This window comes from Actinomadura luzonensis, assembly GCF_022664455.2.
In the GTDB taxonomy this organism is placed as follows: Bacteria; Actinomycetota; Actinomycetes; order Streptosporangiales; family Streptosporangiaceae; genus Nonomuraea; species Nonomuraea luzonensis.
In genome coordinates this window covers 4,752,245-4,765,420 of record NZ_JAKRKC020000001.1, presented here as the reverse complement: position 1 = coordinate 4,765,420, position 13,176 = coordinate 4,752,245, and the positions used below count along the sequence as shown (strand labels likewise).

Here is a 13,176-nt window from a genome sequence, read left to right as displayed (position 1 = left end):
CCAGCGGCCCGGCCGACAGCGCGCCCGTCCCGGCGGGCAGGACGGGGTAGCCGCGCTCGCGGGCGTGCCGCTCCAGCGGCGTGCCCGGCGCGGCCACCACCGCGATCCGCCCGGCGGGCGCGAGACCCGCCCGCTCGAACAGCTCCTCGTAGACGCGCAGGCACGCGTCGGCCTCCGCGGTGCCGGCCGCGGCCACCACCAGCGTGGCCTCCGGCCGGTCGGCCAGCGCCCGGCGGACCTGGGCGGGGTCGCCGGTGTCGAGGACGGTGAGCGGCACGTCGGCGGTGTCGCAGATCGCCTCGGCGGCCAGCGCGGGCCCGCCGGCCGCGATCAGCACCACGTTCGGCCCGGGGCCGGGAGCGCCGTCCCCGCCGTCCCCGCCGTCCCCGCCGTCCGCGGGGAGCGCGGGGAGCGCGGCGCGCAGCGGCGTCGCGACCCGGTCGAGCTCGCCGATCAGCTCGCGGGGGACGCGAAAGGGCTGCCCGCCCCCCATGCTGGACCCGGGGGCCGGCTCAGTGTCCGGATCAGTGTCCGGATCAGTGTCCGGATCGGCGTCCCCCTCGGCGTCCTCGTCCCACAGCGTGGGGTCGCCGGCGGCGAGCCGGGCCGGCACGCCGTCGGCGACGAGGCGCCCCGCGACGGAGGAGGCGGCCGCGGCCACCCCCTCCTCGCGGTAGTGCACCTCCATCACGGAACCAGGTTCTTGGTGACGCTCTCCAGCAGCTCGTTCCAGGACGCCTCGAACTTCTGCACGCCCTCCTCCTCCAGCAGCCGCACGACGTCGTCGTAGTCGACGCCGGCGTCCTTGAGCGCGGCCATGGTGTTCCAGGCCTGCTCGTAGAACGGGCGGACGGTGTCGCCGGAGACGTCGGCGTGGTCGGCGGTGGCGTCGAGCGTCTTCTCCGGCATCGTGTTGACGGTGCCGGGCGCGACGAGCTGGTCGACGTACATCGTGTCGGAGTACTCGGGGTTCTTCACGCCCGTCGAGGCCCACAGCGGGCGCTGCGGCCGGGCCCCCGCCGAGCGCAGCCGCTGCCAGCGCTCGGAGTTCATGACCTCCTCGTACGCCGCGTAGGCCAGGCGCGCGTTGGCGATGCCCGCCTTGCCCTTCAGCTCCGGCTTGCCGAGCTGGTCGAGGCGCTTGTCGATCTCGGTGTCGACCCGGCTGACGAAGAACGAGGCCACCGACTCGATGGAGGCCAGGTCGAGGCCCTTGGCCTGCGCGGCCTCCAGGCCCGCCAGCCAGGCGTCCATGACCGCGCGGTAGCGCTCCAGCGAGAAGATCAGCGTGACGTTGACGCTGATGCCCTCGGAGATCGCCTGCGTGATCGCCGGCAGGCCCTCCACGGTCGCCGGGATCTTGATCATGAGGTTGGGCCGGTCGACCATCCACCACAGGGCGCGGGCCTCGGCCACGGTCTTGTCGCTCTCGTGCGCCAGGCGCGGGTCGACCTCCAGCGACACGCGGCCGTCGACGCCGCCGGTGGCGTCGAAGACCGGGCGCAGCACGTCGGCGGCCCAGCGGATGTCGTAGGTCGTGATCGCGCGCACCGCCTCCTCGACGGTGACGCCGCGCACGGCCAGGTCGTGCAGCTGCACGTCGTAGGCGTCGCCCTTGCTGAGCGCGCTGGCGAAGATCGTCGGGTTGGAGGTCACCCCGACGACGTTCTTCTCACGGATCAGCTGCTCCAGGTTGCCGGTGCGCAGGCGCTCGCGGCTGATGTCGTCGAGCCAGATGGCCACGCCCTGGCCGGACAGCTTGTTGAGGATCTCGCTCATCTTGTTTTCTCAGTTTCCCGTCGTCTCGCCCTTGTCCTGACCCAGCTTGGCCAGGCTCGCCTTGGCCGCCGCCGCCACGCGCTCCGGAGTCAGCCCGAACTGCTCGTACAGCGTCCTGTACGGGGCGGACGCGCCGAAGTGCTCGAGGCTGACCACCTCGCCGCTCTCGCCGACGTACTCGTGCCAGCCGAGGGCGATGCCGGCCTCGACGGCGACCCGAGCCTTGATGGCCGGCGGCAGGACGGTCTGCCTGTACGCCGAATCCTGCCCGTTGAACCACTCGACACACGGCATGGACACCACTCGCGTGGGAATGCCCTGTGACTCCAGCAGGTCGCGGCCCTGCACGGCCAGCTCGACCTCGCTGCCGGTGGCGATGAGGATCACCCGGGGCTGGCCGTCGGAGGCCTCGCGCAGCACGTAGCCGCCGCGGGCCACGCCGTCGGCGCTGGTGCCCTCGTAGACCGGCAGGTTCTGCCGGGTCAGGGCCAGCGCGGCGGGGCGGTCCTTGTGCTCCAGCACGGCCCGCCACGCGTAGGCCGTCTCGTTGGCGTCGGCCGGGCGCACCACGTCGAGGCCGGGGATCGCGCGCAGCGCCCACAGGTGCTCGATCGGCTGGTGGGTCGGGCCGTCCTCGCCGAGGCCGATGGAGTCGTGCGTCCACACGTAGGTGACCGGCAGCTTCATCAGCGCGGCCAGGCGCACCGACGGGCGCATGTAGTCGGAGAAGACCAGGAACGTGCCGCCGTACGGGCGGGTGCCGCCGTGCAGCGCGATGCCGTTCAGGATCGCGCCCATCGCGTGCTCGCGGATGCCGAAGTGCAGCGTGCGGCCGTAGCGGTTACCCGGGAACTCCTTGGTCTGGTACTCCTCGGGGATGAAGGACGGCTCGCCCTTCATCGTGGTGTTGTTCGACTCGGCGAGGTCGGCCGAGCCGCCCCACAGCTCGGGCAGCACCGGCGCCAGCGCGTTCAGCACCTCGCCGGACGCCTTGCGGGTGGCCACCGAGGCGCCCACCTCGAACGACGGCAGCGCCTCCGTCCAGCCGGCCGGCAGCTCGCGGTGCGAGATGCGGTCGAGCTCGGCGGCGCGCTCCTCGTTGGCCAGGCGCCATTCGGCGTAGGCCTTGTCCCACTCGGCGCGCGCGGCGTGGCCGCGCTGGGCCACCTCGCGCACGTGCGCGAGCACCGCGTCCGGCACGTCGAAGCTCTTGGCCGGGTCCATGCCCAGCACTTCCTTGGTGGCGGCCACCTCGGCCGCGCCGAGCGCCGAGCCGTGGATCTTGCCGGTGTTGCGCTTGTTGGGCGCGGGCCAGCCGATGATGGTGCGCAGCCGGATGAACGACGGGCGGCCGGTCTCGGCCTTGGCCGCCTCCAGCGCGTCGTAGAGGGCCTGCACGTCCTCGTGGTAGTCGTCGCCCGAGGTCCAGTCGACGCTCTCGGTGTGCCAGCCGTAGGCCGCGTAGCGCGCCACCACGTCCTCGGACTTGGCGATGAGCGTGTCGTCCTCGATCGAGATGTTGTTGTCGTCCCACACCACGATGAGGTTGCCCAGCTTCTGGTGGCCGGCGATGGCGCTGGCCTCGTGGCTGATGCCCTCCTCGATGTCGCCGTCGCTGACCAGGCACCAGATGTGGTGGTCGAACGGCGAGGCGCCCTGGTCGGCGTCGGGGTCGAACAGGCCGCGCTCGCGGCGGGCGGCCATCGCCATGCCGACCGCGTTGCCGAGGCCCTGGCCCAGCGGGCCCGTGGTGGTCTCGACGCCCGCGGTGTGCCCGTGCTCGGGGTGGCCGGGCGTGAGGCTGTCCCACTGGCGCAGCCGCTTCAGGTCGTCCAGCGTCAGGCCGTAGCCGGAAAGGTAGAGCTGGATGTAGAGCGTCAGGCTGCTGTGGCCGCACGACAGCACGAACCGGTCGCGCCCGAGCCAGTTGGGATCCGTCGGGTCGTGACGCATCACACGCTGGAACAGCAGGTATGCGGCGGGGGCCAGGCTCATGGCGGTGCCGGGGTGACCCGAGCCCGCCTTCTCCACTGCGTCCATCGCCAGGGCTCGAACGACGTCGACCGCCTGCTTGTCCAGGTCGGTCCATTCAAGGGCTGGCACGAGTTCGGTGCTCAAGTGCTCGATCTCCGGATTCTAGATGTCATCGGTTGTGCCGGTTGGCTATCCCGCCCACAGGGACCCTAACCGAGTGGAGCTGGCGATCAATTCCATTCCACGTGTGCGTGTCCATGTACGGCGCAAGCCCCCCATTGGCCGGACCGGCCGTCCCTGCGACTACAGTTTGTTTGTTCGCAGGGGCGTCACCGGCGCCCACCATGGATCCGCTCTAATCAGAGGTTACGCGTTGACCCCGCACAGGCTGGAAGCGCCTTGACGGTGCTGACCAACAGGCAGGCGACGGCCCGATCTCCGCAGGTGGAGGCGCCGCGCTCGATCGGCATGATCGTCAAGGCCTACATCGCGCTCACCAAACCGCGGATCATCGAGCTGCTGCTGATCACCACGCTGCCGGTGATGTTCCTCGCGGCCGGCGGCCTGCCGCCCCTGTGGACGTCCGTCGCGGTCATGGTGTTCGGCACCCTGTCGGCGGGCAGCGCCAACGCGCTCAACTGCTACGTCGACCGCGACATCGACCAGAAGATGCGCCGCACCCGGCGCCGGCCGCTGGCCCGGCACCAGGTCTCGCCGCGCGGCGCGCTGATTTTCGGGATCGTGCTCGGAATTTTGTCCACCGTTGGCCTGTGGGTCACCACCAACGGGCTGGCGGCGCTGCTCTCGCTCGGCGCGATCCTGTTCTACGTCCTGGTCTACTCGATGATCCTCAAGCGGCGCACCGCCCAGAACATCGTGTGGGGCGGCATCGCCGGCTGCATGCCGGTGATGATCGGCTGGGCCGGCATCACCGACCGGCTCGACTGGGCGCCCCTGGTGCTGTTCGGCGTGGTGTTCTTCTGGACGCCGCCGCACACCTGGACCCTCGCCATGCGTTACAAGGAGGACTACGCGGCGGCCAAGGTGCCGATGCTGCCCGTGGTGGCCACCGAGCGGCGGGTCGTGCTGGAGTCGATCGCGTACACGTGGGCCACCGTGCTGTGCTCGCTCGCGCTGTGGCCGGTGGCGGGCACCACGCTGTTCTACCCCGTCGTGGCCGCCGCGCTCGGCGTGATGTGCCTGTGGGAGGTGCACCGCCTGCTGGCCCGGCTCAACGCCGGCAAGACGGGCGTCGACCTGCGGCCCATGCGCTTCTTCCACTGGTCCAACGCCTACCTGGCGCTGCTGTTCCTCGCCGTCGCCATCGACCCCCTGCTGAGCTGACCGCCGGGCCCGGGGCGCGGGCCCCGCGTGTCCGTACGGTGAGGAGTGGCTGTCCGGCGTGGTCATCCGGCAGTGCCCACCGGCACGGAACCCGTGGCCCTGATCCGTTAAAGTCACCCTATGGCGAGCCGTGATCCACGCTGGGTGTTGAAGGACCGCCCGTCCACCACGTTGATCATCGGGCTGGTCGTCACCGGCATCTGCGCGCTGATCTCGTTCTCCTTCGACGTCTTCAACGGCGAGCCGGTGCAGTTCTTCATCGCGCTCACCCTCGCCCTGGCGCCGGTGCCGCTGCTGCTGGCCGCCGTGCTCGCGCTCGACCGCATGGAGCCCGAGCCGCGCAGCAACCTCGTCTTCGCCTTCGCCTGGGGCGCGGGCATCGCCGTGCTGGTCGCCGGCGTCATCAACTCGCTCAACCTGCACTACTTCATGGACACGGTGAAGCTGTCGCAGGACAGCGCGCGCAACGTCGCGGCCACCTTCGGCGCGCCCGTCGTCGAGGAGACGATGAAGGGCCTGGTGCTGCTGGGCCTGCTCCGCTTCCGCCGGGCCGAGCTCGACGGGCCGACCGACGGCGTCATCTACGCCAGCATGGTCGGCCTCGGCTTCGCCATGAGCGAGAACGTCAGCTACTACCTGGCGGCCCTGTCCACCTCCGGCGTCAAGGGCCTGGCGGTCACCGTGGTGCTGCGCGGCATCCTGTCGCCGCTGGCGCACCCGCTGTTCAGCTCGATGATCGGCATCGCGGTCGCCTACGCGGCGCAGCGCGGCTCGGAGCGGGTGTTCCTCATCCTGGCCGGCTGGGCGGGCGCGATGACGCTGCACGGCCTGTGGAACGGCCTGGCCTCCTACGGCGGCTTCCCCGGGCTCGTCGTGGCCTATCTCACGCTGCTGGTGGTGCTGATCGTGCTCATCGGCGTGGTGTTCCGCGACCGGCGGCGCATCGTCGCGCTCATCCAGCGCTACCTGCCGGCGTACGAGCCGACCAAGCTCGTCAACGAGGCCGACATCTACATGCTGTCGGCCTTCTCCCGCCGCCGGCAGGCCCGGCAGTGGGCCAAGGCGTACGGCGGCAAGCGCGGCCTGCGCGCCATGGCCGACTACCAGCTCGCCGCCACCGAGCTGGGGCTGCTGCACGAGCGGGCGGCCCGCCACATGGTCGACGAGCAGACCTTCCACGAGGAGCAGCGGGCCCTGCTGGAGTGCATGAGCACCGCGCGCGGGCAGTTCCCGGTGCCGGCGGCGCACGCCCGCTCGGTCGCCGAGGGCACCCCGCCGCCCGGCTACGCGCCCGGCGCCCCCGGCTGACCGGCCGCTCCGCCCGACCCGCTCCGCCCGACCCGGTCCGCCCGACCCGGTCCGCCCGACCCGCTCCGGCCGACCGGGCCGCCCGGCCGGTCCGCGCGGGGCGCCGGGCCGGTCAGCCGTCGTGCGCGAGCGCCCGGGTGAGCGAGGTCTCGCGGGGGCCGGGGAAGACCGGGTCGGAGTCGAGTAGCTTGGCGTCGGCGAACGCCTTGGCGGTGGCGAACAGCTCGCGGGCGGCGTAGACGTAGGTGGTGCCGGCCCAGCGCCGCACCGAGTCGTCGCCCGCCCCGAACGTCTCCAGCCCGGCCGTGCGGCACAGCGCCACCGCGCGCGGCACGTGGAACTCCTGCGTGACGACGGTGACGCTGCGCGCCCCGAAGACCCCGCGCGCCCGCACGCACGAGTCCCAGGTGTCGAACCCGGCGTAGTCCAGCACCATCACCGCGTCCGGCACGCCCTTCGCGCGCAGGTAGTCGCGCATCGCGGACGGCTCGTCGTACTCCTTGCGGCTGTTGTCGCCCGACAGCAGCAGCGCCCGAACCTTGCCGGCGTGGTAGAGCTCGGCGGCGATGTCGAGGCGGCGGGCCAGCATGGGGGAGGGGCGGCCGGCGTACAGGCCCGCGCCGAGCACGAGCGCCGCCTGCGCGGGGGGCACCCGGGCGGTCCAGCCCGCGCCCTCGGCCGTCGCGCGGTGGCCGTCGCTGCTCAGCCAGGCCCACGTCATCGGCGCGAGCGCGAGCACGCTCGCCAGCACCAGCCCCTGGTACGCGCGCCGCTGCGTCTTCCGCGAAAGGCGCACTTTTCCCCGCAAATCGCACCTCTTCCCAGCCGGGGGAGTGGCGGACATCTCACCCCACACCCTGGCACAAAGGTCACACAGCGGCGGGTGCTTCCGCGGGGGAGGGGGCGGGCGCGGCAGGCAGCGGGTCGCGTACCCGCAGCGAGGTGACCACCCGCAGCGCGGCGATCCAGACCAGCGTCGAGCCGAGCACGTGCAGCATCACCAGCGCGGCCGGCACGGCCAGGAAGTACTGGGTGTAGCCGAGCACGCCCTGCGCCAGCTCCACCGCGAACAGCCCGAGCGCCGCCCGCCGGGCCGGCCGGGCCGCGCCGGACACGCGCAGCGCGAACAGCAGCGCGAACGTCAGCCCCACCACGACGTAGGCCACGTCGGCGTGCAGCCGGGCCACGGCCTCGATGTCGAGGTCGAAGCGCGAGGCGATCTCGTCGCCGGAGTGCGGGCCGGTGCCGCTCACCACGACCCCGACCACCAGCAGCGCGAACACCGCGGCCAGCAGGACGTGCCCGAGCCTGCGCACGTCGCGGTGCACCGCGGGCCTGGCCGGCCCGTCGCCCTCGCCCGCGCGGGCGTAGAGCAGCCAGCAGGCGGCGATGAGGCCGGTGGACAGCAGGTAGTGCGTGCCGACCGTGAACGGGTTGAGCGCGCTGCGCACCACGAGCCCGCCCCACAGCGCCTGGGCCAGCACGCCGACCGGCTGCAGCAGGGCCAGCCGCACCAGCGCCGGGCGGCGCGGCGCCATCCGCCAGACCGCGATCACGCAGGCCGCGCCGACCGCCAGCACCAGGAACGTCAGCAGCCGGTTGCCGAACTCGACCAGCATGTTGAGCATCGACACCTCGGGGTGCGCGACCGGTACGAAGCTGTCGGGGGTGCACTTCGGCCAGGTGGGGCAGCCGAGCCCCGAGGCCGTCACGCGCACGCCCGCGCCGGTCACCGTGATGCCCGCGTTGGCCACCACCGAGGCGAGTGCCCAGCCCCGCATCGAGCGCGTGCTCGGCGCCCAGAAGGAGAGCAGGCCGCGGGCGACGGGGCCGGGACGACGGTCAGTGGATGGATTCACGTCATCGATGGTACGGGCCGCACCCGCCGGTCCCGCCACCGGCAACGGGGCTTCTCAACCCCCACGGTATGTGACATATTACTCGCGAGCGCATCGATCTGGAGGAGCCCCTGATGGAACGCAAGCCCTGGCACGGCGTCATGGTCGCCACCGCGCTGCCCCTGCGCCCGGGCGACGGGCCCGGCGGCCATGCCGTCGACCACGACGGCTACGCCGCCCACTGCCGCTGGCTGGTGGACAACGGCTGCGACGGCGTGGTCGCCAACGGCTCGCTCGGGGAGTACCAGACGCTCACCCCCGGCGAGCGCGCGAAGGTGATCGAGACCGCCGTCGCGGCGGTCGGCGGCGAGCGCGTGATGGCCGGCGCCGGCGCGTACGGGGCCGCCGAGTCCCGCCGCTGGGCCGAGCAGGCGCGCGAGGCGGGCTGCGGCTCGGTGCTCCTGCTGCCCCCGAACGCCTACCGCGCCGACGAGCGCGCCGTGCTGGACCACTACCGCGAGGTGGCCGCGGCCGGGCTGCCGGTCGTGGCCTACAACAACCCCTACGACACCAAGGTCGACCTCACCCCCGCGCTGCTGGCCCGGCTGCACGAGGAGGGCCTGATCGTGGCGGTCAAGGAGTTCAGCGGGGACGTGCGGCGGGCGTACGAGCTGGCCGAGCTGGCCCCCGGGCTGGACCTGCTGGTCGGCTCCGACGACGTGCTGCTGGAGCTGGCCGTGGCCGGCGCGGTGGGCTGGGTGGCCGGCTACCCCAACGCGCTGCCCGCCTCCAGCGTCGCGCTCTACCGGGCGGCGGTCGCCGGCGACCTGGCCGCCGCGCTGCCCCTGTACCGTACGATGCACCCGCTCCTGCGCTGGGACTCCAGGACGGAGTTCGTGCAGGCCATCAAGCTGTCCATGGACCTGGCCGGCCGGTACGGCGGCCCCTGCCGCCACCCCAGGCTGCCGCTCACCGCCGAGCAGGCCGCCGCCGTCCGGGCCGCCACCGAGAAGGCACTCGCGGAAGGGCTCAAATGAGGACGAAGCGCGTCTTCCACGCCGTCGACTCGCACACGGAGGGCATGCCCACCCGCGTCATCACCGGCGGCGTCGGCGTCGTCCCCGGCGCCACCATGGCCGAGCGGCGCGTGCACTTCCGCGACCACCTCGACCACGTCCGCAAGCTGCTCATGAACGAGCCCCGCGGCCACTCCGCGATGAGCGGCGCGATCCTTCAGCCGCCCACCCGGCCCGACGCCGACTACGGCGTGCTGTTCATCGAGGTGTCCGGGCTGCTGCCGATGTGCGGCCACGGCACCATCGGCGTCGCCACCGTGCTCGTCGAGACCGGCATGGTCGAGGTCACCGAGCCCGTCACCACCGTCCGCCTGGAGGTCCCCGCCGGGCTGGTCGAGGTGGACGTCGCCGTCGAGGACGGCACGGCCACCGCCGTGACCCTGCGCAACGTCCCCTCCTACTGCGACCGCCTCGGCGCCGCCGTCACCGTGCCCGGCTACGGCGAGATCGCCTACGACCTCGCCTACGGCGGCAACTTCTACGCCATCGTCGACCTCGACGCCTACGGCCTGCCCTTCGACCGCAAGGCCAAGAACGAGATCCTCGCCGCCGGCCTCGCCACCATGGAGGCCATCAACGCCGCCGACCGCCCCGTGCACCGCGAGGACGAGCGCATCCAGGGCTGCCACCACGTCTACTTCGCCGCCCCCGGCTCCGACGCCCGCCACTCCCGGCACGCCATGGCCATCCACCCCGGCTGGTTCGACCGCTCCCCGTGCGGCACCGGCACCAGCGCCCGCATGGCCCAGCTCCACGCCCGCGGCGAGCTGCCGCTGGAGCGGGACTTCGTCAACGAGTCGTTCATCGGCACCCGGTTCGTCGGCCGGCTGCTGGAGGAGACCACCGTGGGCGGCGCCCCCGCCGTCCTGCCGTCGATCACCGGCCGGGCCTGGATCACCGGCACCGCCCAGTACTTCCTGGACCCGCGCGACCCCTTCCCCGAGGGCTTCGAGCTGTGACCACCACCGGGATCACGACCGTCGACTACCACACCGGCGGCGAGCCGTTCCGCATCGTCACCGGCGGCGCCCCCGACCTGCCCGGCGCGGACGTCGCCGCCCGCCGGATCACCGCCATGGAACGGGCCGACGACCTGCGCCGGCTGCTGTGCCACGAGCCGCGCGGCCACGCCGACATGTACGGCTGCTTCCTGGTCCCGCCCGACGACCCCGGCGCGCACCTCGGGGCGCTGTTCTGGCACAAGGACGGCTTCTCCACCGCGTGCGGGCACGGCACGATCGCGCTCGGCGCGTACGCGGTGCACGAGGGCCTGGTGGCGGCCCCGCCGGACGGCGTCACCGACGTGGTGGTGGACGTGCCGTCCGGTCGGGTCACCGCCCGGGTGCGCACGGCCGGCGGGCGGGTGCGCGGCGTCACCTTCGTCAGCGTGCCGTCGTACGTGCTGGCCAGGGACGTGCCCGCGGGCGGCGTCCTGGTGGACCTCGCCTACGGCGGCGCGATCTACGCCTCGCTCCCGGCCGCGGCCGTGGGCCTGTCGGCGGAGCCCCGCCACCTGGACGCGCTCATCGCCCGCGCCCGGCGCGTCAAGGCGGACCTGGCGGGCCACCCGGCCACCCGGCACCCCACCGACGACCGGCTGTCCGGCGTCTACGGCGTGATCTTCCACGACGAGCTGCCGGACGCGGCCGGCGCCGCCCGCCAGCGCAACGTCACCGTCTTCGCCGACGGCGAGGTGGACCGCTCGCCCTGCGGCTCCGGCACCGCCGCCCGGCTGGCGCTGCTGCACGACGCCGGGCTGCGCCGCCCGCTGGTGCACGAGAGCGTCGTCGGCAGCTCCTTCGCCGCCCGCGTGGCGAAGGTCACCGCGGCGGGCGTGGTGCCCGAGATCGAGGGGATGGCGTACCGGACCGGGCGGCACGTCTTCGAGCTCGACCCCGAGGACCCGATCGGGACGGGGTTCGTGCTGCGATGAGCGGGCTGCCCTACCTCGACGCCGCGACCGTCGAGCGGCTGGTGCCGATGGGACGCGCCGTGCGGGTCCTGGAGGAGGCGCTGCGCGCCGGGCTCGACCCCGAGGCCACCCCGCAGCGGCCGGTCGTCGACGTGCCGGCCGGGCAGCTCCTGCTCATGCCCGCCGCCACCGCCCGCTACGCCGGCGTCAAGGCCGTCACCGTCGCGCCCGGCAACCCGGAGCGGGGGCTGCCTCGCATCCAGGGCACGTACCTGCTGCTGGACGGCGCCACCCTGGCCCCGCTGGCCGCGCTCGACGGGATCGCGCTCACCTCGCTGCGCACCCCCGCCGTCTCGGCGCTGGCCGTCCGCCACCTGGCCGGGCCGGAGGGCGGCCGGCTCGTCGTCTTCGGCAGCGGCCCGCAGGCCTGGGGGCACGTCCTCGCCCTGCGCGGGGTCCGGCCGGTCACCGAGGTCACCGTCGCCGGTCGCGACCCCGGCCGCGCGGAGGCCCTGGCCGCCCGCTGCCGCGCCGCCGGCCTGCCCGCCACCGCCCTCACCCAGGAGAGCGACGGCGACGCCGTGGCCGCCGCCGTCGCCGGGGCCGCCCTGATCGCCTGCTGCACCACCGCCAGGCGGCCGCTGTTCCCCGGCAGGCTCGCCCGCGACGGCGTCACCGTCGTCGCCGTCGGCTCCCACGAGCCCGGCGCGCGCGAGCTCGACGACGACCTCGTCGCCCGCGCCACCGTGGTCGTCGAGGCCCGCTCGGCGGCGCTCCAGGAGGCCGGCGACGTCATCATCCCGATCCGCCACGGTACGATCACCTCTGGTCATCTCGCGGGCAACCTCGCCGAGCTGATCGCGGGCGAGGTGCCGCCGGGCCCGGGGCCGCGCGTGTTCAAGAGCACCGGCATGGCCTGGGAGGATCTCGTGGTGGCCGCGGCCGCGTACGAGGCGTGGCAGCACGACAGGACCTAGCCCGACCAGAGTCCGACCAGACGAGGCGGGCAGCACGGGGAAGGAGCGCGGATGGCCGCCGAGGACCGGCTCGACCTGCCGGCGGTGGGCGAGCGCCAGAGCCTGCGCGAGCAGGTCGCCCAGGCGCTGCGCGCCGCGCTGATCGCCGGCGAGATGCGGCCCGGCGTGGTCTACTCCGCCCCGGTGCTGGCCGCCCAGTTCGGCGTCTCGGCCACTCCCGTCCGCGAGGCCATGCTCGACCTCGCCAAGGAGGGCCTGGTCGAGGCGGTGCGCAACAAGGGCTTCCGGGTGACCGAGCTGTCCGACCGCGACCTCGACGAGCTGACCGAGCTGCGCCGGCTCATCGAGGTGCCCACCGTGGCCCGGCTGGCCGATCCCGCGCGGGCCGGGGAGTTCGACCGGCTGCGTCCTGTCGCCGAGGAGATCGTCGCCGCCGGCGAGGCCGGCGACCTGCTCGCCTACGTCGACGCCGACCTGCGCTTCCACGTCGCGCTGCTGGCCCTGTCCGGCAACGCCCACCTGGTGTCCGTGGTGCGCGACCTGCGCAACCGGGCCCGGCTCTACGGCCTGTCGCAGCTGTCCCGGCACGACGCGCTCGGCGACTCCGCCCGCGAGCACCTGGCCCTGCTGGAGGCGCTGAAGAGCGGCGACTCCGACGCCGTCGCCAGGCTCATGGACGAGCACATCGGCCACGTCCGCGGCATCTGGGCCGCGCCCGCGAGCCCCTGAGCCGCGACTTCCGGCAATCGGGGATCGAGCACTCCCCGATGGAGGTAACCTCATTGCGGGCAGGCCGGGCGACACGCCGCAGGGCCGCCCGCCACACCGCCCCGGCGGCCCGACCGGCCGCGCCCTCCGCACAGCGCCTCCACGCGCGTCGCGGCGAGCAGGGCGGCACCCGACAGACCCGGTCACGCGGAACCCCGCACTCCGCTGGCCTTCCCCGGGCTCGGCACATCCCGCCCACC

At 73.6% G+C, this 13,176-nt stretch carries 11 protein-coding genes; 7 read left to right on the top strand and 4 right to left on the bottom strand.

What is annotated here, in order from left to right:
• Positions 1 to 687: 687 nt before the first annotated feature.
• Both tal and tkt read right to left on the bottom strand, forming a co-directional pair.
• Positions 688 to 1,779, bottom strand: a complete 1,092-nt coding sequence (gene tal / locus MF672_RS22705) for a transaldolase (RefSeq protein WP_242373685.1) — start codon at positions 1,777 to 1,779, stop codon at positions 688 to 690.
• 9 nt (positions 1,780 to 1,788) lie between these two features.
• Positions 1,789 to 3,819: a transketolase gene (gene tkt, locus MF672_RS22700; protein WP_242373724.1), complete on the bottom strand. Its 2,031-nt coding sequence runs from the start codon at positions 3,817 to 3,819 to the stop codon at positions 1,789 to 1,791.
• A gap of 333 nt (positions 3,820 to 4,152) precedes the next feature.
• On the opposite strand from tkt, the gene MF672_RS22695 reads away from it, so the two are divergent.
• Together MF672_RS22695 and MF672_RS22690 are read left to right on the top strand one after the other, a co-directional pair.
• Complete coding sequence (locus MF672_RS22695; RefSeq protein WP_242373684.1) at positions 4,153 to 5,097, top strand: heme o synthase; 945 nt, start codon at positions 4,153 to 4,155, stop codon at positions 5,095 to 5,097.
• 120 nt (positions 5,098 to 5,217) lie between these two features.
• Positions 5,218 to 6,405, top strand: coding sequence for a PrsW family intramembrane metalloprotease (locus MF672_RS22690; RefSeq protein WP_242373683.1), 1,188 nt, complete (start codon positions 5,218 to 5,220; stop codon positions 6,403 to 6,405).
• A 112-nt stretch (positions 6,406 to 6,517) separates the two neighbouring features.
• Here MF672_RS22690 and MF672_RS22685 read toward each other — a convergent pair whose 3' ends face one another.
• Both MF672_RS22685 and MF672_RS22680 read right to left on the bottom strand, forming a co-directional pair.
• Positions 6,518 to 7,201, bottom strand: coding sequence for a SanA/YdcF family protein (locus MF672_RS22685; protein WP_242373682.1), 684 nt, complete (start codon positions 7,199 to 7,201; stop codon positions 6,518 to 6,520).
• Positions 7,202 to 7,274: 73 nt separating this feature from the next.
• A complete protein-coding gene (locus MF672_RS22680; protein WP_242373681.1) occupies positions 7,275 to 8,264 on the bottom strand; it encodes a COX15/CtaA family protein in 990 nt (329 codons plus the stop codon).
• Positions 8,265 to 8,377: 113 nt separating this feature from the next.
• Between MF672_RS22680 and MF672_RS22675 the strand changes: the two genes are divergently transcribed.
• Genes MF672_RS22675 through MF672_RS22655 form a run of 5 tightly spaced genes read left to right on the top strand, consistent with a single transcriptional unit; the run spans position 8,378 to position 12,937 of the window.
• Positions 8,378 to 9,280 carry a dihydrodipicolinate synthase family protein gene (locus MF672_RS22675; RefSeq protein ID WP_242373680.1) on the top strand — a complete coding sequence of 301 codons (903 nt, stop codon included), beginning with the start codon at positions 8,378 to 8,380 and terminating at the stop codon, positions 9,278 to 9,280.
• A complete protein-coding gene (locus tag MF672_RS22670; protein WP_242373679.1) occupies positions 9,277 to 10,278 on the top strand; it encodes a proline racemase family protein in 1,002 nt (333 codons plus the stop codon). Before MF672_RS22675 ends, MF672_RS22670 begins: the two co-directional genes overlap by 4 nt.
• Positions 10,275 to 11,252, top strand: coding sequence for a proline racemase family protein (locus MF672_RS22665; RefSeq protein WP_242373678.1), 978 nt, complete (start codon positions 10,275 to 10,277; stop codon positions 11,250 to 11,252). Before MF672_RS22670 ends, MF672_RS22665 begins: the two co-directional genes overlap by 4 nt.
• Entirely contained in the window at positions 11,249 to 12,208 is a 960-nt protein-coding gene (locus MF672_RS22660) for an ornithine cyclodeaminase family protein (RefSeq protein ID WP_242373677.1), read from the top strand. The genes MF672_RS22665 and MF672_RS22660 overlap by 4 nt, the downstream gene beginning before the upstream one ends.
• A gap of 51 nt (positions 12,209 to 12,259) precedes the next feature.
• Complete coding sequence (locus tag MF672_RS22655) at positions 12,260 to 12,937, top strand: GntR family transcriptional regulator (RefSeq protein ID WP_242373676.1); 678 nt, start codon at positions 12,260 to 12,262, stop codon at positions 12,935 to 12,937.
• Positions 12,938 to 13,176 lie beyond the last annotated feature (239 nt).

What these genes read in the sequence shown, in the direction of transcription:
- tal (WP_242373685.1), bottom strand. Translation starts at nt 1,779, where the DNA reads ATGAGCGAGATCCTCAACAAGCTGTCCGGCCAGGGCGTGGCCATCTGG.
- tkt (WP_242373724.1), bottom strand. Translation starts at nt 3,819, where the DNA reads ATGGACGCAGTGGAGAAGGCGGGCTCGGGTCACCCCGGCACCGCCATG.
- MF672_RS22690 (WP_242373683.1), top strand. Translation starts at nt 5,218, where the DNA reads ATGGCGAGCCGTGATCCACGCTGGGTGTTGAAGGACCGCCCGTCCACC.
- MF672_RS22675 (WP_242373680.1), top strand. Translation starts at nt 8,378, where the DNA reads ATGGAACGCAAGCCCTGGCACGGCGTCATGGTCGCCACCGCGCTGCCC.
- MF672_RS22670 (WP_242373679.1), top strand. Translation starts at nt 9,277, where the DNA reads ATGAGGACGAAGCGCGTCTTCCACGCCGTCGACTCGCACACGGAGGGC.
- MF672_RS22660 (WP_242373677.1), top strand. Translation starts at nt 11,249, where the DNA reads ATGAGCGGGCTGCCCTACCTCGACGCCGCGACCGTCGAGCGGCTGGTG.
- MF672_RS22655 (WP_242373676.1), top strand. Translation starts at nt 12,260, where the DNA reads ATGGCCGCCGAGGACCGGCTCGACCTGCCGGCGGTGGGCGAGCGCCAG.